We start from the raw sequence: 24,374 nt of genomic DNA, 5'->3' as shown, positions 1-24,374 counted from the left end.
GGTGGAGGAACTGGAAAGTGGATTCCGGCTCAAGGGTGGTTTTGAGGTGGGTAAGAGCTACCAGGTGAGCTTGCGCCAAGGGCTGCGGGGTGGCCTAGGCGGGCATTTGGGCGAGGATTACACCCAAACAGTGAGCTTCTCTGATGAGCGGCCCACCATCAGCTTTGCCAGCGACGAAAAGGCCATGTACCTCGATGCGCTGGGCTCTCGTAACCTGGGCGTGCGCATCAACGAGGTAGGTCAGGTGAAAGTGACCATTGCCAAGGTCTACGCCAACAACATTCAGCAGCTGTTGCGTGGCGGCATACAATACGGCTACGACGGTGAAGAATCAGGTGAGGAAGAAGAAAGTGAGGAGGGCGGATACGTGGACCACTCCTACCAATATTACGACGTCGAGAACCTGGGCAACGTGCTCACGGAGCGCACCTATACCGTGTCGGGGCTGCCGAAGGCGCAGGGGCTGCGGCTGCTGAACTTGAACCTCAAGGACCTAGAGTTTGCTGGTGGCTTGAAGGGCCTTTACATCATTAAGGTGCAGGACACTGAGCGGCAGTGGCTACAGGTGAGCAAGCTGGTGGCTGTGTCGGATATCGGGCTGATTGTGAAGCAGGGTAAGGCCGGCAGCACGCTGGTGTTTGCCAACTCCATCCGCAACGCCAAGGCCTTGAGCGGCGTGGAAATGCGCTTTATCAGCACCAACAATCAGGTAATGGGCACCGGCCTTACCAACCGTGAGGGGGTAACGAAATTCGATAGCACCGCCCAGAATGGCCGCTTCAGGCTAGGCATGGTGATGGCCCAGCAGGGCAACGATTTCACCTTCCTCGACCTAAGCCGCAGCCGCGTAGAAACCTCCCGCTTCGAGGTGGGTGGCCTACAAAGCAACGCCGCCCGCTACCAGGCCTTCCTCTACGGCGACCGGGACCTGTACCGCCCCGGCGACACCATCCAGACCAACACTGTCATCCGGACTGAGGATTGGCAGGCGCCACCCAAGGGCCTGCCGGTGAAAATCAGGCTGCTACTGCCTACTGGCAAGGAGTACGCCAGCCTCCAGAAAACGCTGAATGCGGCTGGCTCCTTCGAGGCGCGCTTCCTGCTGGCCCCGGCCGTGATGACCGGCCTTTACACCCTGGAAGTGCTGACCGGCAACGATGTGCTACTGACTTCGCGCAAGCTCTCGGTGGAGGAGTTTATTCCGGACCGCATGAAGGTGACCGTGAAGGCCTCTAGGCCAGTCGTGAAGCCTGGCCAGACGGTGGAGGCGCAGATTATAGCCCAGAACCTGTTTGGCCCACCCGCCGTTGACCGCAAGTTTGAGGTGGAGTTTTCGCTTAAGGAAAAGCCCTTCACCCCGAAAAACTACGCCGACTATACCTTCGCCATCAACAGCGGCGACAAGCAGCGCGGCCCCTACGGCGACCAGGCTTCCACACCGATTTCGGATCGTTTCGAGAAGACCACCCGCGAAGGCACCACCGATGCCGCCGGCCGCGGCGCCGCCACCTACGAGGTGCCCGATTACAGCGACTTAGGCATCCTGGAAGGCGCGGCTTTCACGACGGTATTTGATGAAACCGGCCGCCCTGTAAACCGCCTAGCTACCTTCGAGGTGCAAACCCAGCCAGTGCTGTTTGGGGTGAAAAATATGGACGAGCTGGTGCAAACTCGCGAGGCCCTGCCAGTGCGGCTGGTGGCTCTCACGCCGGCCGGTACGCCCACCTCGGCCCAGGCCACGGTGCGCGTGGTGCGCCTGCTCTGGGAAACCGTGATTGAGCGCCAGGGCGGCCGCTACATCTACAACTCGCAGAAGCGTGAGCAAGTGGTGTTAAGCCGCACCGTAACGGTAGCCAGCGGTGGCTCCGATGCTGGCCTTGGCTTTACGCCTACCTACTCCGGTGAGTACGAAATCCGGGTTTCTAGGCCAGGCGCCGTGACCTACGTGGCCCAGCACGTGTACGCCTACGGCTACGGCGACACTCAGAGCAACTCCTTTGAGGTGAACAATGAGGGTGAAGTGACTATTGAGGCCGACAAGCCCAAATACCAGCCCGGCGAAACCGCCAACCTCCTGCTGAAAACGCCCTTCCCCGGCCGCGTACTCGTGACGGTGGAGCGAAACCGGGTGCTCGACCACTTTTACGTGAACACCGACGAGAAATCAGCCCGCGTGAGCATTCCTATTAGCACCGGCCACGTGCCCAACGTGTACGTAACGGCCACCGCCATCCGCGAAATCAAGGACAACCGCCTACCCCTTACGGTGGCCCGCGGCTTCGTGCCACTGACGGTAGAAAAGCCCGGCGCCAAGCTGCAAGTAGCCATCAAAGCCCCCGCGCAAAGCCGCTCCCAAACCGCCCAAACCATTGAAGTCACCACTGCCCCCGGCGCCCAGGTAACGTTGGCGATGGTGGACGAGGGCATTCTGCAGATGAAGGACTACCGCACGCCCGACCCCTACGGCTATTTCTACCAGAAGCGCGCCCTAGAAGTACAGGCCTACGATGTGTACCCTTTCCTGCTGCCCGAACTCGGGACCAGCAGCACCGGCGGCGACGGATACGACCTCTCGCGCCGCACCACGCCCGTGCCCAACCGCCGCGTGAAGCTGCTCGCCAAATGGAGCGGCGTGCTCACCGCCGATGCCAGCGGCAAGGTGCGCTACAAGCTGCAAGTGCCCCAGTTTAGCGGGGCCGTGCGCATCATGGCGGTGGCCTACAAAAACGACGCCTTCGGTTCCGCCGAGCACACCATGCGCGTAGCTGACCCAGTAGTAATCAGCACCGCCCTCCCCCGCTTCCTCAGCCCCGGCGATACCATTGACGTGCCCGTAACACTGACGAACACGACGGGTAAGGAAACGTGGGTGATGGTCAAGAAACAGCTCACTGGTCCTCTTGCATCAACTGAGCCCCTAATTCAAGACGGCTCTTTACCAGACAAGGTAGAACCTGCTGGATATGCTGTTAAGCTTCTTCCTAACGTAGAGAAGCGCGTTAATTTCCGCGTCAATGCCAAGCCATCTATTGGCATTGGTAGCGTCGCAATTACAGTTCGGAATTCAAAAACCAATGAAACTTTCACCGAAACCATCGAGCTACCCATCCGTCCTGCTTCGCCGCTGCAGAAGCGTACGGGGGCGGGCGTGGTGGCGGGTGGCGCGGCCCAGCAGCTGAACCTGAAAACCGACTTCCTGCCTTCGTCGTTGCGGAGCCAGCTGGTGGTGAGCCGCTCGCCCATGACCGAGTTTGCCAAGGACCTACGCTACCTGCTGCAATACCCCTACGGCTGCCTGGAGCAAACTGTGTCGGCCGCTTTCCCACAGCTGTATTATGGTGATTTGGCTGCCACACTAGGCCAGAAAACGGGCAAAACCGGTAAGGCGGGCCTATTCAACCCCAACTACCACGTGCAGGAAGCCATCCGGAAGGTGGAGGCCCAGCAGATGTACAACGGCTCCCTCAGCTACTGGCCCGGCGGCGACTACGACAACTGGTGGGCTACCACCTACGCCGCGCACTTCCTGCTGGAAGCCCAGCAAGCCGGCTTCGATGTGAATAAGAACGTGCTCGACCGGCTACTGCGCTACCTGCAAGCCCGGGTGCGCAAGCGCGAAACCGACACCTACAACATCATCCAGACGGGTGGTGTGATTCAGCCCGTTACGCTGGCCAAGAAGGAGGTAGCCTACTCCCTCTACGTGCTGGCTCTGGCCGGCCGCCCCGATGCTGTAGGCCTCAACTACTACAAAGCCAACCGGCCCCAACTAGCCGAAGATTCGCGCTACCTGCTAGCGGCAGCCTTCGCCCTGAGCGGCAACCAGCGCGGCTACCAGAGCACCGTGCCCACGCGTTTCGGCGCCTCGCCCAGCATTGCCGGTCGCCAACTCGATGGCGCCTTCTCCTCTCCCATTCGCGACGAGGCCCTGGTGCTCAACGCCCTGCTTGCCGCCGACCCGGCCAACCCACAAGTAAACCAGTTGGCCCGTCAGCTCAGCCGCCAGGTAAAACAGGCTGGCTGGCTCAATACTCAAGAGCGCGCATTTGCGCTGTTGGCCCTAGGCAAGCTGGCGAAGAAAAATGCCGGAAGCACTGCAGTAGCTAGCCTGCTGGCCGATGGCAAGGCCATTGGCAACTTTTCAGGCAAAGACCTCACCGTAAGCAACGTGGCCAACCGCCAGCTACAGCTGCGCACCAGCGGCAAAGGCAGCCTCTACTACTTCTGGGAAACCGAGGGCATCTCCCCCACCGGCCAAGTGCGCGAGGAAGACGCCTACCTGCAAGTCCGCCGCCAGTTTCTGGACCGCAACGGCAACCTGGTGGGCTCCACCTCCTTCAAGCAAAACGACTTGGTAGTGGTCAAAATCACCATTCAATCGGCTGAAACCGCGGGCGAAGTCAAGAATGTAGCCATCACCGACCTACTGCCCGCTGGCCTGGAAATCGAGAACCCACGCATCGGGGCCGTTCGGGACCTGACCTGGGCCAAGGACGCCGCCCAACCCGATTACATGGACGTGCGCGACGACCGAATCAACCTGTTCACTACCGTCACTACTGAGCCGAAGTCGTTCTACTACCTCTGCCGCGCCGTGAGCAAGGGCACCTTCAAGCTAGGCCCCATCAGTGCCGATGCCATGTACAACGCCGAGTACCACAGCTACAATGGAGCCGGCGTGGTGCGCGTGCGGTAACCGACTTATGTTCTACCCCAGAAGGATATGAAAGCTTCGAGTGACTTACTGTTCTATATAGTCTTAGGCCTCTTTACCCTGCCCGCCTTTATTGTGGTGTTTGCAGCCACCAGGGCATTGCTACACCGGTTCTGGCCGGGTCAACAGCATCCGAAACGCATTGCGGGGGCGGTGTCAGTAGCTGCGACGCCCTTTCTGTGTCTGGCCGGGGGATATCTGGCGCTAACCATCTACCTATATTATCCCCATCGGGAGTTCCATAAAGATAATTGGGCTTCTGATGTGAATAAGCGGTACGAGATGATGGAGGATCTACAGAATAATCATCAATTGCGAGGTCTCACGCAGGTGCAAGTAGCCACGCAGCTAGGTGTCCCTACGTACAAAAGCGAAAACCATTGGCAATATTATATTGGGTTTAAGCCGAGCTTGTTCTCTATCGATGGAGATGTCTTATCGATACAGTTTGCTCAAGGCAAAGTAGTCAGCTATCAAATACATGAAAACTAATATAGTTGCTGCCACAACCTTGTGCCTGTGCTAATTTTCTATAGTTTATGGCTACTTCTGTCGGTTGTGGCAGGGGTTCTAGCGGCCAACTTATTTTGGACTAAACGCTTGCGCTCTAGCGGGCTCAAGCGAACGGTTATCATAGTAACCTCTTTGCTTCTATGTCTGATATGCTTTGCAAGTGGGTTGGGCGCTCATGGCTACTATCCGGCCCGAGAATTCACTACAACACGATGGGCCGTGTCACCAGACACCCGATATGAAATAGTAGCTGATTTGCTTACTTCTAATAGACTCTATAGAATCACGAAGCCACAGGCTATTGCCTTACTTGGACACCCAGATGTCGGTCATCTGACAAATGAATGGATATATGAACTAGGTATTGAACCTGGAGGATGGACAGGCTCTAGCCCTAGCGTGCTAACCCTTTACTTCGACAGCAGCTACGTGGTAAGCTTTAAGATAATTCAGCCTTGACAACTCAACTGCAGCTTTTCCGCGCTTCCTTCGTACAGTTTTATCCATACAGCCGGCACGCACAAGCTGCCGGCTGTGTTGTTGTTACACCTTACTGTTATACCCTCGTGATGAAGCTATTGTGTTCTACTCCTGCCTTTTGCGCACGCAATTTGCGCAGCTTTTGGCTTGCCGCCCTACTACTGAGCAGTGCTTTACTAGGTCCGTTTTCTGCCCAAGCCGACATCGTGACGGTGAATGCCAATGACAACGGCAAGCAAGTACAGTTGACCATTGGCGACCAGCTAGTGGTACAACTGCCTACCATCTCACCACGCTTTGGGTGGCGCCTCACCCAGTCGTACCCGGGCCAGCTGACGCCTACGTTTACGAATGTGCTTCCGGGCGTTAATAGTGGCGTACCGGGCGCTCCTGCCACGTTTGAAATTCACTTTCAGGCTATTGGTACCGGAGGTATTGACTTGGCGCTGGTATCGGCGCAGCCTGGAACGGGCTATGCCCAGTTGGGCGGCTTTTTCCATGTGTTTGTTACCATTGATAAGCCCGGGGTAGCTAAAAACGTGAATATCACGGAGTATGGCAACCACAGCCGCGTGAAAGTGAACAAAGGCGACCAGCTGGACATTCGGCTGGATAACACGGCCGGCTCGCAGTACACCTGGGAAGTAATGCCCATTTCGGATACTGTAGTTAAGCTGATTACCCCGGCCGCTGAGCAGCCCAGCAAGAAGCCGAAGAAAAAGGCGAAGGCCGGCACACCTGAAGACGTAACGTTTCAGTTTCAGGCCCTGAACCCGGGCCAGACAACGCTGCGCTTTTTGTACCGCAATGCGGCCGATAACACCGCCCCACCAAAGCGCGACTTCGAGTTGCAGGTAGAAGTGCCCGAGCCACCTAAATAAAGCGGCGCCGTAGTTGGTGCTTTCCTATCTTGCCGCCTTTGCTGCCCGCTACGAATGGCCGGCAGGTTGCTTGATGGGTGCATGAATCGCGCTGCTAAAGTTTTTGCCGTTGTGGGGTTGGTGCTGGCCTTAGGCCTAGTACTGGACTTAGCGTTTCCCCTCCCGCCCGCGCCGCACTACTCGCCCATTGTGCTGGCCGCCGATGGCTCGGTGCTGCACGCCTACCTCAACCCCACCCAAAAGTGGCGGATGAAAACCGAGCTGCGCGAAATTACCCCGGTGCTGCGCAAGGCTATTATCGAGAAGGAAGACCGGTGGTTTCGGTGGCACTTGGGGGTGAACCCGGTGGCACTGGTGCAGGCAGCCGGGCGCAACTTGTTTGGGAAAGGCCGCACCACCGGAGCCAGCACCATTACCATGCAGGTGGCCAGGCTGCTGGAGCCCAAAGAGCGCACCTTCCGTAACAAGCTGCTGGAGATGCTGCGCGCTACGCAGCTAGAGCTGCACTATAGCAAAGACGAGATTCTGCAGCTTTACCTGAACCTGGTGCCCTACGGCGGCAACGTAGAAGGCGTAAAATCAGCGGCGCTGCTCTACTTCCAGCAAACTCCCGACTACCTCTCGCTGGCCCAAACCGTTACGCTGGCCATCATCCCAAACCGGCCTCGGGGCTTGATATTAGGGAAGAACAACGCGGCCGTATTACAGGAGCGGAACCGCTGGCTGCGCCGGTTTGCAGAAGCTGGATTGTTTCCGAAGCAGGATGTGGAAGATGCACTGCTGGAGCCATTAGACGTGCAGCGCCACGCGGCGCCGGCATTGGCCCCGCACCTGTCGCGGCGGTTGGTGCGGCAGTTTTCACGGCAGGCTATCATCCGGAGTAGTCTGGAGCGCAGCAAACAAGCCAAGGCAGAAGACCTGACGCGTAATTACGTGCGGCGCCTCTACGAGCTAGGCATCACGCAGGCGGCCGTATTGGTCGTGAATAACCGTACGCGGCAGGTTGAGGCCTACGTAGGCTCCGCTGATTTTCGCGACTTCGGAAACCAAGGACAGAATGATGGGGTACTGGCCGTCCGCTCGCCGGGCAGCACACTCAAGCCGTTTCTGTATGCTTTGGCCATGGACCGAGGCCTCGTAACGCCCAAGCAACTGCTGCCCGATGTGCCAACCAACTTCCAGGGCTACCGCCCCGAGAACTTTGATAAACACTGCAATGGGGAAGTGACGCTGGAGCGAGCCCTGGCCTACTCGCTCAACATTCCGGCCGTGCGCGTGCTCAACCAACTTGGCGTGCCCACCTTCACGGATAAGTTGCGCGAGGCTGGCTTCCAGAGCATAACGCGCAACCGCACCCAGCTGGGCTTAAGCAGCATTTTGGGTGGCTGCGGCGCTAGCCTCGAAGAACTGACCAACCTGTATGTGACCCTGGCTAACGGCGGCCTGTATGGCAGCCTTCACCTCACATCAACGCAGAAAAGCACACCTACTAAGCCTCTTATTTCTGAAGGCGCTGCGTTTCTGACCACTGATATCCTGGCCCAGCTTACTAGGCCTGATTTGCCCATAAACGCCGCCAGTAGCATGCGGTTACCCAAAATTGCGTGGAAAACCGGCACCAGCTACGGCCGCCGCGACGCTTGGAGCATAGGCTACAACAAACAATACACCATTGGCGTGTGGGTGGGTAACTTCAGCGGCCAAGGCAGCCCAGCGCTTACGGGCTCAGAGGTAGCCACCCCCTTGCTCTTCGACTTGTTCAATGCTCTCGCCTACAACTCGCCGAACGACTGGTATGCGCCCCCATCTGCGCTGGATTTTCGATTGGTGTGCGCGGAGAGTGGCCTAGTACCCGGCGAAAACTGCCCGAATCAGGTTATCGACTATTTCTTGCCTAGTGTATCCTCGGGGCAGCGGTGCCAACACGTGCGAGAAGTGCTGGTGTCGGCTGATGGGAGCTTTACGTACTGCCGGGCCTGCGCGCCGGCCGCGGGGTTTCGGCGGGAGCTATACCCCAATTTACTGCCCGAAGTAGCGGCCTTTAAAGAAGCGCAAGGCATTCCGTACCGACGGCTGCCGGTGCACAATCCGCAGTGCCAGCTAGTGCGCGGCGGTGCAGAGCGGGCGCCCAGCATCACCTCGCCTACTGCCAATACCGAGTACGTGCTCAACCGCCACGAAAAGCAGCAGCTTTTGCTCAGCTGCACCACCGACAGCGAAGTGCGACAGGTATACTGGTACGTCAACGACCAGTTTCTGCAGACGGCTGCCGCTGCCGAGCGAATCTTTTTCCAGCCCAGCCCAGGCCCGCTCAAGATTTCATGCGCCGACGACCACGGCCGCAATACTGATGTACTCGTGACGGTAACTGAGCTGGAATAAGCTCTAAACCAGCACTATTAGCGAACTACCTACTTTACTAGGCCCCCTGCCCACGCGAACCCGCGGCAGCGAGAATCTTTTTGCTGAGCAACACAACCTTTTGCTTACAGCTTGGTTAACCTGCCTTGTAATCTAAGGTCGAATCTAATTCGGGAGCCGATATTCTTGAACGTATACCCCACTGACTGCCAAGAGTCAGGTCATTTTTTCAACTGAAAATTACTAGGCACAGGCAGCGCCCAGACCGTGGGCCGTGTCCTTGCGCCTAGTGTCTGGAGTGGTGGCTGGTGCAGATGGTAGCCAGCAATGTTTTAGCTACGAAATTCGGTAGCTGCTTTTTATTAGGATATGAAACACATGAAACGGGCGCTCCGGCTGCTATTCGGCCTTTTGCTGCTTGCCCCTGTCTGGGCGCAGGCCCAACCTACGGCCCCTGCGCCCCCTGCCAGTCAGCTTACCCTGGAGCAGTGCCTGCAATACGCCTTGCAGAACCAGCCCGTGCTGCGCCAAGCGCGCATTGATGAGGAAACCAACGACGCCGACATCCGCATTGGGAAGGCTGGCTGGCTGCCCCAGCTAGGCCTCAACGCCACCGGCCAGCACTATTTCCAGCTGCCCTTCATCGTATTTCCGAATGCGGACGGCGTAAACGTGCCCCGCCAGGTGGGCCTCAAAAACACCTCTACCATAGGCCTAGCAGCTACTCAAACCATTTACAATAATGATGTGCAGCTGGCCACCCGGAGCGCACGGCCTTCCCGGCAGCTTTTCCAGCAGAACACGGCCAGCGTCCGCATTGATGTGGTGTCGGATGTAAGCAAAGCCTTCTACGATGTGCTGCTTTCGCAGCGCCAGCTGGAGGTGCTCAGCGAGGACATTGTGCGACTTCAGCGCAGCCTCAAAGATGCCAAGGCCCGCTACGACGCGGGTATTGTTGATAAAACTGACTACAAACAAGCGGAGATTCTGCTGAACAACTCCGTGGTGGCGCGCAAGCAAGCCCTGGAAGCAGTGAAGGCTAAATCGGCTTACCTCAAGGAACTGATGGGCGTAGCCGGCACGCAGCCGCTTGCCCTGCAATACGACACGGTGCAGCTCATGCGCGACGCTGTACTGGACACGACCATAGCCCTCGACCCCGCCAACCGCATTGAGGTGCAGCAGCTGCAAACCCAAAAAGCCCTGCAGGCGGCCCAGATCAGTTATTACCGCTGGGGCTTCCTGCCTTCGCTTTCAGCCTTTGGCAACTACAACTCAGTTTTCCAGAACAATAACTTCGGCGACCTGTACAGCCAGCGTTTCCCCAGTTCTTATGCTGGTTTGCAGTTGAGCCTGCCCCTGTTCACGGGTGGCCGACGCCTCCAGAACTTGCGCCGCGAGCGGCTGACCGATCAGCGCATCGACCAAGATATTCTACTGGCCCGCAACCGCATCAACACCGAGTTTGAGCAGGCCCTAGCCAGCTATAAGAGCTACTACGCCGACTACAGAATTGGGCAACGCAACCTCGATTTGTCGAGGGAGGTGTACTCGGTGGTGAACCTGCAATACCGGGAGGGTATCAAAACCTACCTCGATGTGATTGTGGCGCAAACCACCCTGCGTACCGCCCAGCTTAATTACTACAGTGCTCTGTTTCAGGTGTTGAGCAGCAAAGTGGATTTGCTGCGCGCCCAGGGCAACCTGCCTACCTCCTACTAGCCTTCCGCTGCTTCCCGAATGTATATGAACAAGACGCTTATTGCCCTAACGTACGCTGCCAGCCTGCTGGCCTTTGCGAGCTGCGGCAAAAAAGAAGACGAAAAAGCCGCTGGCCCGCCACCAGCTACGCCCGTAACCTTGGTTACGGCCCAGACCTCCGACGCGGTCTACTACGATGAGTATCCGGCTACCGTGGTGGCCATCAACAATGTGGAGCTGCGCAGCCAGGTAGCCGGCTTTATCACCCAGATCTTCTTTAAGGAAGGCGACGTGGTGCAGAAGGGCAAAACGCTCTACGAAATCGACCGCCGCAAATACCAGGCAGCCTACCAGCAGGCGCTGGCGGGCCTGGCCAGCACCCGTGCTACGGTTCAAAACGCGAAAGTCAACCTCGACCGCTACCAGCGCCTAGCCCAGCAGGACGCCATTGCCAAGCAGATTGTGGACAATGCCTCCACGGCCTACGCTACAGCGCAGGCGCAGGTGTCTGTAGCGCAAGCCAACGTAGCCGCGGCCCGCACCGACCTCGATTATTCTTTGATTAAAGCGCCTTTCACGGGCCGCATCGGCATTTCGCAGGTGCGCCTCGGGTCGCAGGTGAGCCCCGGCTCCACGCTGCTCAACACCATTAGCGGCGAAGACCCCATGGGTGTTGATTTCGTGATTACGGAATCGGACCTCAGCCGCTTTGCCGACTTGCAGCGCCAGGCCGGCGGCAAAGACGACTCTACCTTCCGCCTAGTGCTCCCCGATGGCTCGCGCTACACGCAGCCCGGCAAAATACTAGCCATTGATAGAGGCGTAAACCAGCAAACTGGTACCGTCCAGATTCGGGTGCAGTTCACGAACCCTGACCGCAAGCTGAAGGATGGCATGAGCACTGTGCTAAGTGTGCTTAACCGCCAGTCGGGCCGCCGCATTGTGGTGCCCTACAAGGCTATTGTGGAGCAGATGGGAGAGAACTTCGTGTTTATTGCCGGCGACAGCAGCAAGGCCTATCAGCGCAAAGTGGAGCTAGGCCCACGCCTCCGCGACCAGATTGTAGTGATGAACGGCATTAAGGAAGGCGACAAGGTAGTAACCGAAGGCCTCCAGCGCCTCCGCGACGGCGGCCAGATTCAGGTGGGTACGCCCGCGCAGGCACAAGCGGGCGGCAGTGCTCCCGCCGCTGGCGGCGCCAAGTAAGCTTAGAAACTAGAGCCAGCAACTAGCTCCCCTCCTCAGCTGAGGAGGGGTTGGGGGTGGTTGACTGGCCTAGAACGGTGACTATAGCTAGTTGCTGTTCAACGATTCTTCAACCACCCCCAACCCCTCCTCAGCTGAGGAGGGGAGCATAGTTCTAGCAGTAGCCTAGTAAACGCCCCGTTATGATTGCAGAAACCTTTATCCGGCGCCCCGTCACGGCCATTGTCACCTCCCTGGTGATTGTGATGGTGGGACTGCTGGCTATCCTGAACTTGCCCGTAGGCCAGTATCCGGAGATTACGCCGCCTACCGTATCGGTGAGCGGCACCTATACCGGCGCCGATGCCCAAACGGTGGAGCAAACCGTGGCTACCCCTGTGGAAGTGCAAGTAAACGGCACCCCCGGCATGACTTATCTGCAGAGCAATAGCACCAGCAATGGGCAGATGAGCATGACGGTGAACTTTGAAGTAGGCACCGACATCAACATTGCCGCGCTGGATGTGCAGAACCGGGTGGGCATTGCCCAGCCCACGCTGCCTCAGGAAGTACAGCGCCTGGGCTTGGTTGTGCGCAAACGGAACCCTAGTATTCTGATGCTGGTGGCCATGTACGCACCCAAAGGCTCGCACAACACCACCTTCCTGGATAACTACGCCAACGTATTTGTAAAGGACGCTTTGCTCCGTACCAAAGGGGTAGGCGACATTGTGAGCCGCGCCGATGACTTCTCGATGCGCGTCTGGCTTAAGCCCGATAAACTAGCCCAGCTGGGCGTAACAGCTCAGGAAGTAACGGCCGCTATCCAGGAGCAGAACGCCCAGATTGCGGCCGGCTCCATTGGTGCCCCGCCGGCCCAAACCGGCCAGACGTTCGAGTACATTGTATTTGTGAAGGGCCGCTTGGTAAATACCGAAGAGTTCGGCAACATCATCGTCCGGACGCGCCCAGAGGACGGGGCAGTGGTCTATCTGAAAGACGTAGCCCGCTTGGAGCTAGGCAAGTTTAACTATGCCAGCAACTCCTTCGTGGATGGCAAACGCGCCGCTTACCTGCTCGTGTATCAGGCTCCCGGCGCCAACGCCTTGGAAACCTACGAGAACGTGCTGACCACCATGAATCAGCTAAAAAAGCAGTTTCCTACTGACCTTGACTACATAGTCCCTTTCGAGTCGGCTACAGTCGTAAAGGTCTCTATCAATGAGGTACTGCACACCCTAATTGAAGCCCTGGTGCTGGTAACCATTGTGGTGTACCTGTTTCTGCAAAGCTGGCGCTCCACCCTTATTCCGGTGCTGGCCATTCCGGTGTCTATTATCGGCACCTTCATCATGTTTATCCCGTTGGGCTTCACTATCAACACCCTCACTATGTTTGGCTTTGTGCTGGCCATTGGTATTGTGGTGGATGACGCCATTGTGGTAGTGGAAGCTGTGGAGCACAACATGAACGAGCGAGGCCTGAGCCCCTTGGAAGCCACGCTGGCCGCTATGCGCGAAATCTCGGCTCCGGTAATTGCTATTGCGCTTATTCTGGCTGCGGTGTTCGTGCCGGTAGGCTTTATTCCGGGCATCACGGGCCGTTTGTATCAGCAGTTCGCTATTACCATCGCCATTTCCGTGATTATCTCGGCCTTCGTAGCACTTTCGCTTACGCCCGCGTTGTGCGTACTGCTGCTCAAGCCCCACAAGCGGGACGAAAACTCCACGGGCCTCGACCGCCTGTTTTACAAGTTCAACACCTGGTTTGATAAGGTGACGAGCAAGTATGGCCGCGGCGTACAGAGCGGTATTAAGCACTCCCGTCTGGTAGTTATACTTCTGGTGTGCATTGTGGCAGGCACGGGGCTGTTGTTTAAGAATAAGGCTTCTGGGTTTATACCCACCGAGGATGAGGGCCGCCTGTTCGTGACGTTTACCCTGCCCGAGGCGTCGTCGACGGAGCGTACGGTAAGCACCCTGAAAGAGGTGATGAAAGAGCTAGGCCAGATTAAAGGCATCAAGCACTACGCGGGCCTAGGCGGGTTGAACGTGGTAAACTTCTCGTCTAAGTCGAACAGCGGCACCGTGTTCTGTCAGCTGGAGCCCTGGGACGACCGCAAGGAAAAGGAACTACAGCTGCAAAGCCTAATTGCTACTGTGCAGCAACGCCTGAGCCGACTGCGCGAAGCAAACATTGTGGTAATTTCTCCGCCGGCTATTCCGGGCCTGGGTAACTCCGGAGGCTTTAGCTTTGTGTTCCAGGAGCGCGAGGCCGGCGGCGACATCAAGAACTTCGACGCCAACCTGCAAAACTTTCTGGGCGCGTTGCGCAAGCGGCCCGAAATTGCGGCCCCCTTCTCGTTCTTCACCGCTAACACGCCCGGCTATCAGCTTACTATTGATAGAGAGAAAGCCAAAAAGCTCGGCGTATCTATTGCTGACATTGGTACGGCGCTGCGTACCTACCTGGGCTCGTCGTACGTGAACGACTTTACGGTGTACGGCCGCAACTTCCGCGTAGTAACGCAGGCCGACTCCATGTACCGCGGCGACATCAGCAACTTGGGGCAGTATTACGTGCGCAACTCTACGGGCGGCATGGTGCCCTTAAGCACGGTTACGAGCTACCAACGCTCGGAAAGCGCCCCCCTGATTTCGCATTACAACCTGTTCCGTTCGGCCGAAATCAACGGCAATGCGGCGCCGGGCTACTCTTCCGGCGACGCCATCAAGGCCTTGCAGGAAACGGCCGCGCAAAACCTCCCGGCTGGCTACGGCTTCGAGTTTTCGGGCCTGACGCGGGAAGAACTTCTGGCGGGTGGCCAGACGGTGTACATTTTTGGGCTGTCGTTGGCGTTTGTGTTTCTGTTTTTGGCGGCGCTGTATGAAAGCTGGTCAGTGCCCTTCTCGGTGCTGCTGGCCGTACCGCTGGGTGCATTTGGTGCTATTCTGGCCCTCACATTCCTACCCAAGCTCACCAACAACGTCTATGCCCAGATTGGCCTGATTACCCTGATTGGTTTGTCGGCCAAAAACGCCATTCTTATTATCGAATTCGCGAAGGAACGGGTTGATAAGGGCATGCCGCTGGTAGAAGCCACGCTGGAGGCGGTGCGCCTGCGTTTGCGCCCCATTATCATGACGTCGTTGGCCTTTATTTTGGGCGTGTTGCCGCTGGTATTTGCCTCCGGCGCCGGTGCCCAAAGCCGCCAGACCATTGGCTGGACGGTACTAGGGGGTATGATTTCGGCAACCGTGCTGGCTATCTTCATCGTGCCCGTGCTGTACGTGCTTATCACGCGCTTTGCCTATGGCAAAGAAAAGCTGGCGGAGCTGGAAGCCAACTACCAGCCCGATGAAGAGCACGGCGGCCCCACCCCCGATAAACCTGCTGGCGAAGGCACGCATCCGGCTCCTAGCCCGGCGTAAGAAACGAGATTTCTGAACCCATAGACCGTCATGCTGCCGTTACCGTAGCATGACGGTCTGTTTTGTTTAGAGTATGCTGATTTCCACTACCCTCCCACCATGCGCAAACCTCTACTGCTCACCCTTTTTTGTTTGATTGTGGCAATGAATGCTTTGGCCCAAACTACCTCCGTAATTCCGTTGTACGCCGGGGTTGCGCCCAATTCCAGACCTAGTAAGGTGCAGGAAAAGGTAGACAACGAGAACGGCAAAATCCGCATATCCAAGGTGGTGCTGCCTACGCTCACGGTATATCGGGCACCGAAGGAAAAAGCCAACGGTACGGCGGTCATTATCTGCCCGGGTGGCGGCTACGGCCTGCTGGCCATGGACCACGAAGGGTATGATGTAGCCAAGCGGCTCACTGAAATGGGCATTACGGCGTTTGTGCTCAAGTATCGGTTGCCCAGCAATGAAAGCCAAACCGATAAGGCCCTTGCGCCGCTGCTCGATGCTCAACAGGCTATCCGGGTGGTGCGGCAGCGGGCTACTGAGTTTGGTATTAAGCCGGCGCACATAGGTTTGATGGGGTTTTCAGCGGGCGGGCACCTAGCAGCAACCGCTGGCACGCTCTTCACTAAGCCCGTCGGCGACCCGAAGGACCAGACCTCTGTACGGCCCGATTTTCTGGTGCTGCTGTATCCGGTTATCAGTTTCGCCGACTCCCTAACGCACGCGGGCTCACGTACGGCGCTGCTGGGAGCCGCTCCCACCGCTGCCCAGATACTACACTATTCTGCTGAGCGGCAGGTTTCAGCGCAAACGCCCCCCACTTTTCTGATGCATGCGGCCGACGATACGGTGGTGCCTGTGCAAAACAGCTTGGTATTTTATCAGGCATGCTTACAGCACAAGGTATCCGTAGAAATGCACTTGTATCCTAAAGGCGGCCACGGCTTCGGAATGAACAACCCCACCACCAAAGACAACTGGACCGACCGGCTGCACAATTGGCTTGATGCCGGCGGCTGGCTGCGTTAAACTAGTTCATCCCACTCAGCAATGGTGCCTGCCCACCATACTTCCGTGCCTAGTGGTACCTGCAATGAGCTTTCCTGCGTGAGCAGCAGGCCCCGGATGACACCAGCTTCATCCCGCGTAATTTCTTCTACACTCGCTATTACAGTTTGGGTGTGCCCGGAGGGGTAGTGCAAGTGGAGCTTCAAGGCCGTGTACAAGTCAAGTTGATGTAGCTCAGGAGCCGTAATCTGGGGCAACAAGAGCAGGCCTAAACCGGGTAACGGAAAAATTTTATCAACCCGGAATAATAATTTTTCTTTCATAGCTTGCTGTACGCAAAACACGCGCGTAAAGCCGTTTAAGGCTGATTTCGACCCTAGGGCAACGTGTGGCTTTACGGCCTGACTAGCTCTACTGTTGAGGTAAACCTGAGGCCAGATCTGCCCGTATTGGCATGGTGCTTGTAAAACACTTCTCAGAGCCGCTGATTACCGGCTCGCTAATCACTAAACTTCTTTCAACATGAAAAAGGTAAGTTTGCTTCTCGCCCTGGTAATGTTCTTTGCTTCATTTGCCAATAGCTTTGCTCAAGATCGTAAGATTAGCTCCAGCGCTAAAGGTGCCGTGATTGGTGGCCTCGGTGGTGCTGCCGCTGGTGCTCTTATCAATAAGAAAAACCGCGTAGTAGGTGGTGCCGTGGGTGGCGCTGCGGGGGCTGGCCTAGGTTACTCCATCGGCCGAACCGCTGATAACAAGCGCCGCGCCGAAGCGGCTCGGGTAGCGGCTGCCCGCCGCGCCGAGGCGAACCGTGCTGCCGCTTACCGCTCAGGTATTGCTCGTGGTGAGGCGAAAGCCCGCGCCAACAACCAAGCTGCTTTGGCTGCCGCCGCCGCTGCTCCTGCTGCTCCCGCTATGATGAACAGCTTTGGCGCTCCCGGCGCTGCTCCTGCTGCCTTCGCCATGAACTCAGCCTACCTGCCGAACCCTTCGTTTGGCCAGCGTGATGCCGCTTATCCTTCTTCGGAAGTGCGTCGTAAGAGCTGGTAATACGTCCTTTCTAGATTTGCACAAAGCCCAGGTCATAGTACCTGGGCTTTGTGTTACTTTACAACTCGTTCTGCTCTCTTACCAAAACCTTGTTTCCATGAAATCCTTTCTTGGCCTCCTGCTCGGAGGCGCCCTGCTGGCCTCTTGCTCTGGCCCCAAAACCGATGCCGAAGCCGTAAATGTGCAAAGCCTCAACCAGCAGTTTATTGGTGCCTGGAATGCTAAAAACACTGCTGCCCTCGACACGCTGCTGGCCGACGACGTGCAGTATGCCCAAGGCGAGTCGCGGTTTAATGGCAAATCAGAGGTAGCTGACAAGTGGGTACGCTCCACCATGGGTACCATCTCAGACCTGAAAACCTACGCCACCAGCAACGGCACCGGCGAAAACATAGCCTACGAGGCCGGCACTTTCTCAACGGATGTGCTGCCCGAGGCGCCTGGCCAGCCCCACGGCGAAGGCGAAGGCAACTTCATTCTGCTCTGGAAAAAACAGAAAAACAACTCTTGGAAGCTCAGCTACGTGCAGCTTGAAGGCCTGCCGGTAAAAGTTAAAAACTAATTCCGCGGCCTTAGGCTCCCTAGCCCCTTCTACAATCAAAAGCCCCGACAACTACTTGTCGGGGCTTTTTTGGCTTATGCGTAGAATCCGGCTGCTTGCTACGGCGCAACACTGGTATACTGCAGATACTCTTCGCCATCATATACCGGGCTCATGTTCTCCGATTCTTCTTCCGTAAACAAGCGCGACCGAATCAGAAACCGAACGCCTAGGGGGATTTCCAGCGAAAAGCTCGCCCCCCGTCCTTTCGTGACATCTACGGTGAGCTGTGTGTGCTTCCAATACTCAAACTGCGAGGCGCTCATAAAGAAATGACACCCGTGAATCTGCCCTAGCCACACGTCGCTGGCTCCTACCCGGAACTCACCCGCCTGAAAGCACATGGGCGAAGAGCCGTCGCAGCAGCCGCCACTTTGGTGGAACATAAGCGGGCCGTGCTCGTCGCGGAGCACATCAATAGTTGCTTCAGCAGCAGACGTTATCAGGACGCGGGGGGTTAGTTCAGAAGACATAAGTGGGCAACATAATGTGAGCAAGGTGGCCTAGGCCACTACTTTGAGCGGTTGTCGATGGCTGCGCGAAGCGACTCTCTGGCCTAGGCCACTCCCTAAACGGCAACGGCACTACCCGGCCCTCTTACCGCTCATCTGGCTCCGGTCAGCCATCTATGGAACATAAGCAAGTTAAACACATTCAGGAAATTAACTTATTTTTTCTCGGCTATCGGGGAGGTATGCTGCTGGCGTTTGTTTAATGATAGAAGAGCTTTTCCTCTTTCGTTATATTCCAGAACTTCATCATTTTGGCTTGCTCCACCGAATGATTGTAATCGGTGATAGTGCCCCAGTTCATTATAGGGCAATCATCCTCCAAATGCACGATTTTATCTGGCGAACTGGCAATAATGCGCTGCGCGGCTACTTCGCGGTTATCCTCTCTCAAATTAGATAAATCGTTGAGGGAGTAAAAAGCAATTATACCTATTACCCCTAATAAATACACACCGCGGTAATTATACCTTTTATTGAAGAGCAGGTACAACGCGGAGGTGCTAAATAAATATACCAGCGCCAAGGTTACGGGCATTATGGTGTCTCGCCGAATGAGAAATTCTCGGTAAGCACGGTAACCACCAAACGGAAGCAGGGCAATATAAATAACCGACAGCACCAGCAACCACTTAATAGCCGTTATCATTTTTTGCTGCCCTTCATCCTTTGGCAAGCGGTTGAGAATACTTAAATTAATAAGTACCGATAACAGCAGCACAGGAAACCCGGCCTGCTGCCCTAACTCATACCACAATCCATCAAACAGCTTACTATATAGCTCACTTAGCGTAAACGTATCTACGTTTTCGGCATTAAACGTACCGATATACAGAGAATACGCACAACATAACGCCAGGAAAACCAGCTGAAAGAATACTCCTTTGGGCAAGGCGCCGTAGGCCAGCTGTATCTGCTGCCCCAGCGTGATATAAGGCCTTGATTTTAAATAATGCCGTATACAATATATAACTACGCCTGCGCTCATTAAGCCTGCTACCGCCGGTATCAGCGGCCCATTTAATGCCAGAACAATAGCAAGGCAAGGCAATAGTATATGCCATGTTTTGGTTATAGGCTTTTTATCCCTTGAGAATAACTGTCGGTATATCGGCAGAAAGTAAAGCAGGAATATTCCTAAAGGAAAAGCATAGAAGAAGGTGTATGTTATTGAGCGGTCAATAATTCCTATTTGTGCATGGTAGCCGGCTGTTTGAAAAAACGGAGTAACCAGGAGCGCAGCAATCAAGAAATATTTGCTTTTAGCCCCTATTCTCTCGCTAGCATAGTAGGCCAGTAAAACAAGAAGAAGTGCCTGAAAAAAAAGCTTGGCAATAGCGGTGGCCATGTACACACTATAAATAGCATTTACTCCGCTTTGCAGCAGGAGCGGCATATTGCGCATGTAGGTAAACATGGCCTGGTGCGCGAAATACCGGTTAGGATTAGCATAACGTTCCCCTTTCAGTAAAACCGGTAAGGCCAACGGATTATCTAATACCTTCTGATACCCTAAGCGAGGTGTTAGAAGGAATACCATATCCCCATCGTGCGGAAGGTTCAGGTGCTGCACATAAGAATACCCCAAATCCAGCAGCAACGGCAGCAGCAGCAGCCAATGCGCATATTGCCAGAACTTTGCTCGAGGCCTATGGGCTACCCTTTTGGTTGCTGGCCTAGGCGGGTTGGTTGGCACGGTTGCGGCAACTGCCCCCATAGAAGCGTCCGAAGACGCGCCCACTGCTTCGCCTGAAGGCTGTTCTAGGCCACTCAGCAGCGCCTCCCACTCCTCGGGCTCCACTGGAATGACAGCAGTCAAATCCTCAACCGGGCCCTCGCCAATTACCAATGTGCTGCCGATGCGTAGGTCCAGGCTTTCGGCCGGCACACGAATCCCGAGCTCACAGCGCATAACGGCTCCGGCAGGCAGTCCGGAGTACCGGTTGTGGGCATCACCGCTTTCGGTTTCCATAGCCGGTACCAAATGAAAGAGGCTATACTGCTGCAAATAGCTGGCATCGCCCTCTTGGTCTAGCTCCTGCAGGGTAAATAGCCCCAAGGTCAGTAGCTCCTGGATAAGCAGACCGTTGCTGTAGGCCTGTATTTCGTGCGGGGTCTGGCCGGCGCGGATATACAGGCGCAGGCTTTGGTAAACGTGCAGCACGGCGGCGTATACGTCCTGCTGACGTGGTGTAAACTGCCCGCTAATGGGCAGTGTGCGGGTAAAGGCCGCGTAATACTGCTGATAAGAGGCCGCAGTAATTAGCTGCACTAGGTCGCCGGGCTGGCTTTTCTCATGGGCAGTCCGGTACCGGAGGGGGCCATCGGCTCCGGCCGCTACCAGACGGGTTTCGCCGGTCCAGTCGGCGCCATCGTGCTGCAGGTATTCATGCAGGAGCTCAGCCTGAATCTGCCGTGCAGTTACGCCAGGATACAGGTAGGCCAGTATCCGCTGAAACCCAGCCTCCGAGAAATGGGCGGCCGTACGCAGCAGCGCCAGTTCCGCCGGGCTCTGCAGTTGGCGCAACTGCGCCAGCACGGGGGTGGCCCGCTGGTAGCTATGCAGCGGGAACGTGCGTAGGCACCACCACACAAAGGGGCCGTGCTGCACCATATCGGCGTTTTCTGGCCGAACACCTTCCTGAATGTTCAGATAAATATGCTTCGCTAGAGGTGCCAGCTCACCGAAGACGCTTTCCAGCTCAGTATGCCAGCGCACGGTAGCAATGCCGGTGCAAGCGACAACTTCTTCGGGCGTAAGGCCCGGCCCCGCATCCTGCTTTTCTGGTTTTTGCATAAACAGGACCTCGCGCAAAGCCTCCTCAGGATGATCAGGAAAAAGCAGAAGACTGCTCTGCGGAGCCACCAGGCCTGTCAGCCAATAACTATCCGAAACTATCCGAAACCGGGTTAGGCTTTCAGTGTGAAGTGCCGGCATTTCGGGAGCCGTAATAAGCGCCAGGGAGCCGGGAAGTAATGCATCGACGAAGCGCTGACGATTATGGGTAGCTACAGCTGTAAAGGACATCGGCAGAAAGTAATACCTAATACTACGGCCAAATCTACTGCCGATTCCGGCGGAATGCAGCAAACCTGGCCTAGAAAGGTCCTGGATCTGGCAACGCAAACAGCTCCCTGCCACGTTGCAATAACGCGACAGGAAGCTGTATTTACAGGGGCCGACTACTTTTCAGTTGCACTTACGGCTCATTGGCACTGACCTAGAAGAAACCGAGTTTCTGCTGGCTGTAGGAAATCAGCATGTTCTTGGTCTGGCGGTAGTGCGAAAGCATCATCTTGTGGTTTTCGCGGCCAAAACCGGAAGCTTTGTAGCCACCGAAGGGTGCACCAGCAGGATAATCGTGGTAGCAGTTCACCCACACGCGGCCGGCCTGAATAGCGCGGGGCATTTGGTACAGCTCGTGCGCGTCGCGGCTCCAGAGGCCGGCACCCAGGCCATACAGCGTGTCGTTGGCCATTTCAATGGCTTCCTCGTTGTTTTTGAAGGTCGTCACGGACAGCACTGGGCCAAAGATTTCCTCCTGGAAAATCCGCATTTTGTTGTGTCCCCGGAAGATGGTGGGCTTGATGTAGTAGCCTTCGGTGAGGTCCTCGTGGTCGTGGGCGTGCGCCTCGCCGCCGGTTAGCACCTCTGCTCCTTCGGCTTTGCCAATTTCCAGGTAGCTCAGGATTTTCTCATACTGGTCGTTGCTGGCTTGGGCGCCCATCATGGTTTCCATATCCAGGGGGTGACCCAGCTTGATGGCCTTCACGCGCTCAATCAGGCGCGGCATAAACTCATCGTAGATGTCCTCGTGAATAAGTAGGCGCGATGGGCAGGTGCAGATTTCGCCCTGATTGAGGGCAAACATGGCGGCTCCTTCCAGGCACTTATCCAGGAAATCGTCGTCGTGGTCCATCACCGATTTGCAGAAGATGTTCGGCGACTTGCCGCCCAGCTCCATGGTCACGGGAATGATATTTTCGGCGGCGTATTGCAAGATGAGGCGGCCCGTAGTGGTTTCGCCCGTGAACGATACTTTCTGCACACGCTTGTTGCTGGCCAGCGGCTTGCCGGCTTCCAGCCCAAAGCCGTTCACCACGTTCACCACACCGGCGGGTATTACGTCCTGAAGCAGCTCCATGAGCACCATAATACTGGCGGGCGTTTGCTCGGCGGGCTTCATCACCACGCAGCAACCAGCGGCCAGCGCGGGTGCCAGCTTCCAGGTGGCCATCAAGAGCGGGAAGTTCCAGGGGATAATTTGGCCCACTACTCCTAGCGGCTCCTGAATTACGAGCGACAAGGTAGTTTCATTTAACTCCGTAGCGGATCCTTCCTCGGCCCGAATTACGCCTGCAAAGTACCGGAAGTGGTCGATACACAGGGGCAGGTCGGCGGCCATGGTTTCCCGGATGGCTTTGCCGTTCTCTACGGTTTCTACGGCTGCCAAATGGGCCAGATTGGCCTCCATGATGTCGGCAATTTTGAGGAGCACATTACTGCGCGTGGCGGCCGAGGCCTTGCTCCACGATTTAAATGCCTCGTGAGCTGCATCAAGAGCTAGCTCAATATCTTCTTTGGTGCTGCGCGCAACTTTGGTGAAAGCTTTGCCATCAATAGGCGACGGGTTATCGAAGTACTGGCCTTTTACCGGAGCCACCCATTTGCCGCCAATGAAGTTATCGTAATGGGATTTGAATTTGGGCCGATCAACGAGTGTGGTGGGTTTTTCAAGGGTTTCCATTCGAGGTGAGATTTTGGTGGAATTCAGATACCCCAAGCTAGCTTTCTATTGCGGCGAAATAGCTGTATTATTCTCTCACAAAAGCGGCCTATCGTCGCAAGTTGTAACCACTCACTCACCTCAACAGTAAACCTGTTTTCGCACGTATGGGTTTTGCTAGCAGATGGGCTTACTTGAGAGCCAGTTGTATGGCCGCCGCCTTAGCTTTTGTATTTTCATTAGGTACTTCGGGCTTCTTCTTTGCCTAGCGTTTTTTCTAACTCGTTCCGCCTTATGTCGCATTTGCCCGCTCCTATTGCCCTGCGCCCCACTGAGCAGCTTACTACGCTGGTAGAAAACCGCACCGTGTACTCCTTGGAAGGGTTTGAGCTGAACGTGTTCGAAACCCACCGCCAGGCGCATCAGGTGCCCCTGAGTATGGGCCACGTGGTGCTGACTACCATGCTGCGGGGCAAAAAGGTAATGCACCTGTCTAACCGCCCGGCTTTCGAGTACCTGCCCGGCGAATCGGTGATTGTGGGTGAGAACGAGACGATGGTAATTGATTTCCCGGAGGCGGATGAAGCCCACCCCACCCAGTGCCTGGCCGTGGCCATCCCGACCGATACCATCCGCCATACCGTGGATTTGCTGAACGAAGACTACCCCCGCGCCGAAGTCCAACTACCCTGGCACCTAGACACGAATACCTATGCTCACTTCCAGAATACGCCCGAGCTTACCAGCACGCTGGAGCGCCTCGTGCAGCTTTCCCGCGACACGGGCCGGGTAAAGGATGTGCTGGCCAACTTCACTATTCAGGAAATGCTCGTGCGCCTGATGCAAACGCAGGCCCGCCAGCTGCTTTTCCACAACTACAACCTGCACGCGGCCTCGCACCGCTTTGCCGCGGTGGTGCAGTACATCAAGCAGCACCTCACGGAGCAGATTACGGTAGAGAAGCTCAGTGAGCTAGCCTGCATGAGCAAGGCTACCTTCTTCCGGGTATTTAAGCGCGAGCTGGGCCTTACGCCCGTGGAGTACATCATTCAGGAGCGGCTAGCGGAGGCCAAACGCCTGCTGCGCAATCCGGTTACTACTGTGGCCGATGTGTGCTTCCGAGCTGGGTTCAACAATACGGCCTACTTTCAAAAGCTCTTCAAGCAGTACGAAGGCATTACGCCGGGGCTCTACAAAAAGCAGTACGTAGCGGGCTAAGCTGCGG

General features: G+C 56.3%; 15 protein-coding genes. 11 read left to right on the top strand and 4 right to left on the bottom strand.

The genetic code is table 11. The features are described 5' to 3' along the window. From ACYVGU_RS17780 to ACYVGU_RS17745, 8 genes are all read left to right on the top strand, one after another. Positions 1–4,696, top strand: a 4,696-nt coding sequence (locus tag ACYVGU_RS17780; RefSeq protein ID WP_460623149.1) for an alpha-2-macroglobulin family protein, incomplete at its 5' end; no start/stop codon positions are given. Between the two features lie 27 nt (positions 4,697–4,723). Further along, entirely contained in the window at positions 4,724–5,206 is a 483-nt protein-coding gene (locus ACYVGU_RS17775) for a hypothetical protein (RefSeq protein WP_460623148.1), read from the top strand. Between the two features lie 632 nt (positions 5,207–5,838). Further along, positions 5,839–6,588, top strand: a complete 750-nt coding sequence (locus ACYVGU_RS17770) for a protease inhibitor I42 family protein (RefSeq protein ID WP_460623146.1) — start codon at positions 5,839–5,841, stop codon at positions 6,586–6,588. 81 nt (positions 6,589–6,669) lie between these two features. Next, positions 6,670–8,970, top strand: a complete 2,301-nt coding sequence (pbpC, locus tag ACYVGU_RS17765) for a penicillin-binding protein 1C (protein ID WP_460623145.1) — start codon at positions 6,670–6,672, stop codon at positions 8,968–8,970. 348 nt (positions 8,971–9,318) lie between these two features. Next, entirely contained in the window at positions 9,319–10,671 is a 1,353-nt protein-coding gene (locus ACYVGU_RS17760; protein WP_460623144.1) for a TolC family protein, read from the top strand. Between the two features lie 24 nt (positions 10,672–10,695). Beyond that, the gene (locus ACYVGU_RS17755) at positions 10,696–11,856 is read left to right on the top strand and encodes an efflux RND transporter periplasmic adaptor subunit (RefSeq protein WP_460623143.1); all 1,161 of its coding nucleotides are present in this window, start codon (positions 10,696–10,698) and stop codon (positions 11,854–11,856) included. Positions 11,857–12,038: 182 nt separating this feature from the next. Next, positions 12,039–15,266 (top strand): efflux RND transporter permease subunit, encoded by a 3,228-nt coding sequence (locus ACYVGU_RS17750; protein ID WP_460623142.1) that lies wholly within the window; start codon positions 12,039–12,041, stop codon positions 15,264–15,266. Between the two features lie 99 nt (positions 15,267–15,365). Beyond that, entirely contained in the window at positions 15,366–16,286 is a 921-nt protein-coding gene (locus tag ACYVGU_RS17745; RefSeq protein ID WP_460623141.1) for an alpha/beta hydrolase, read from the top strand. Here the strand turns inward: ACYVGU_RS17745 and ACYVGU_RS17740 are convergent. After that, positions 16,283–16,588: a hypothetical protein gene (locus ACYVGU_RS17740; protein WP_460623140.1), complete on the bottom strand. Its 306-nt coding sequence runs from the start codon at positions 16,586–16,588 to the stop codon at positions 16,283–16,285. The two genes, ACYVGU_RS17745 and ACYVGU_RS17740, sit on opposite strands and share 4 nt — an antisense overlap. Before the next feature lie 199 nt (positions 16,589–16,787). On the opposite strand from ACYVGU_RS17740, the gene ACYVGU_RS17735 reads away from it, so the two are divergent. After that, positions 16,788–17,312 carry a glycine zipper 2TM domain-containing protein gene (locus ACYVGU_RS17735; protein ID WP_460613956.1) on the top strand — a complete coding sequence of 175 codons (525 nt, stop codon included), beginning with the start codon at positions 16,788–16,790 and terminating at the stop codon, positions 17,310–17,312. A gap of 97 nt (positions 17,313–17,409) precedes the next feature. After that, positions 17,410–17,874, top strand: coding sequence for a YybH family protein (locus tag ACYVGU_RS17730; protein ID WP_460623139.1), 465 nt, complete (start codon positions 17,410–17,412; stop codon positions 17,872–17,874). Between the two features lie 98 nt (positions 17,875–17,972). Here ACYVGU_RS17730 and ACYVGU_RS17725 read toward each other — a convergent pair whose 3' ends face one another. The 3 genes from ACYVGU_RS17725 to ACYVGU_RS17715 all read right to left on the bottom strand — a co-directional run bounded on the left by ACYVGU_RS17725 (position 17,973) and on the right by ACYVGU_RS17715 (position 23,170). After that, positions 17,973–18,386: a DUF779 domain-containing protein gene (locus tag ACYVGU_RS17725; RefSeq protein ID WP_460623138.1), complete on the bottom strand. Its 414-nt coding sequence runs from the start codon at positions 18,384–18,386 to the stop codon at positions 17,973–17,975. Between the two features lie 238 nt (positions 18,387–18,624). Continuing rightward, the gene (locus ACYVGU_RS17720) at positions 18,625–21,450 is read right to left on the bottom strand and encodes an aminopeptidase P N-terminal domain-containing protein (protein ID WP_460623136.1); all 2,826 of its coding nucleotides are present in this window, start codon (positions 21,448–21,450) and stop codon (positions 18,625–18,627) included. A gap of 193 nt (positions 21,451–21,643) precedes the next feature. Further along, entirely contained in the window at positions 21,644–23,170 is a 1,527-nt protein-coding gene (locus tag ACYVGU_RS17715; protein ID WP_460623135.1) for an aldehyde dehydrogenase family protein, read from the bottom strand. 273 nt (positions 23,171–23,443) lie between these two features. Between ACYVGU_RS17715 and ACYVGU_RS17710 the strand changes: the two genes are divergently transcribed. After that, positions 23,444–24,367 carry a helix-turn-helix transcriptional regulator gene (locus ACYVGU_RS17710; RefSeq protein WP_460623134.1) on the top strand — a complete coding sequence of 308 codons (924 nt, stop codon included), beginning with the start codon at positions 23,444–23,446 and terminating at the stop codon, positions 24,365–24,367. Positions 24,368–24,374 lie beyond the last annotated feature (7 nt).

This window comes from Hymenobacter tenuis (genome assembly GCF_054780495.1).
Note: the sequence above shows the minus strand (reverse complement) of the source record. Positions and strands in the feature narration are given on the sequence as shown.

What these genes read in the sequence shown, in the direction of transcription:
- ACYVGU_RS17775 (WP_460623148.1), top strand. Translation starts at nt 4,724, where the DNA reads ATGAAAGCTTCGAGTGACTTACTGTTCTATATAGTCTTAGGCCTCTTT.
- pbpC (WP_460623145.1), top strand. Translation starts at nt 6,670, where the DNA reads ATGAATCGCGCTGCTAAAGTTTTTGCCGTTGTGGGGTTGGTGCTGGCC.
- ACYVGU_RS17760 (WP_460623144.1), top strand. Translation starts at nt 9,319, where the DNA reads ATGAAACACATGAAACGGGCGCTCCGGCTGCTATTCGGCCTTTTGCTG.
- ACYVGU_RS17755 (WP_460623143.1), top strand. Translation starts at nt 10,696, where the DNA reads ATGAACAAGACGCTTATTGCCCTAACGTACGCTGCCAGCCTGCTGGCC.
- ACYVGU_RS17750 (WP_460623142.1), top strand. Translation starts at nt 12,039, where the DNA reads ATGATTGCAGAAACCTTTATCCGGCGCCCCGTCACGGCCATTGTCACC.
- ACYVGU_RS17745 (WP_460623141.1), top strand. Translation starts at nt 15,366, where the DNA reads ATGCGCAAACCTCTACTGCTCACCCTTTTTTGTTTGATTGTGGCAATG.
- ACYVGU_RS17740 (WP_460623140.1), bottom strand. Translation starts at nt 16,588, where the DNA reads ATGAAAGAAAAATTATTATTCCGGGTTGATAAAATTTTTCCGTTACCC.
- ACYVGU_RS17735 (WP_460613956.1), top strand. Translation starts at nt 16,788, where the DNA reads ATGAAAAAGGTAAGTTTGCTTCTCGCCCTGGTAATGTTCTTTGCTTCA.
- ACYVGU_RS17730 (WP_460623139.1), top strand. Translation starts at nt 17,410, where the DNA reads ATGAAATCCTTTCTTGGCCTCCTGCTCGGAGGCGCCCTGCTGGCCTCT.
- ACYVGU_RS17725 (WP_460623138.1), bottom strand. Translation starts at nt 18,386, where the DNA reads ATGTCTTCTGAACTAACCCCCCGCGTCCTGATAACGTCTGCTGCTGAA.
- ACYVGU_RS17720 (WP_460623136.1), bottom strand. Translation starts at nt 21,450, where the DNA reads ATGTCCTTTACAGCTGTAGCTACCCATAATCGTCAGCGCTTCGTCGAT.
- ACYVGU_RS17715 (WP_460623135.1), bottom strand. Translation starts at nt 23,170, where the DNA reads ATGGAAACCCTTGAAAAACCCACCACACTCGTTGATCGGCCCAAATTC.
- ACYVGU_RS17710 (WP_460623134.1), top strand. Translation starts at nt 23,444, where the DNA reads ATGTCGCATTTGCCCGCTCCTATTGCCCTGCGCCCCACTGAGCAGCTT.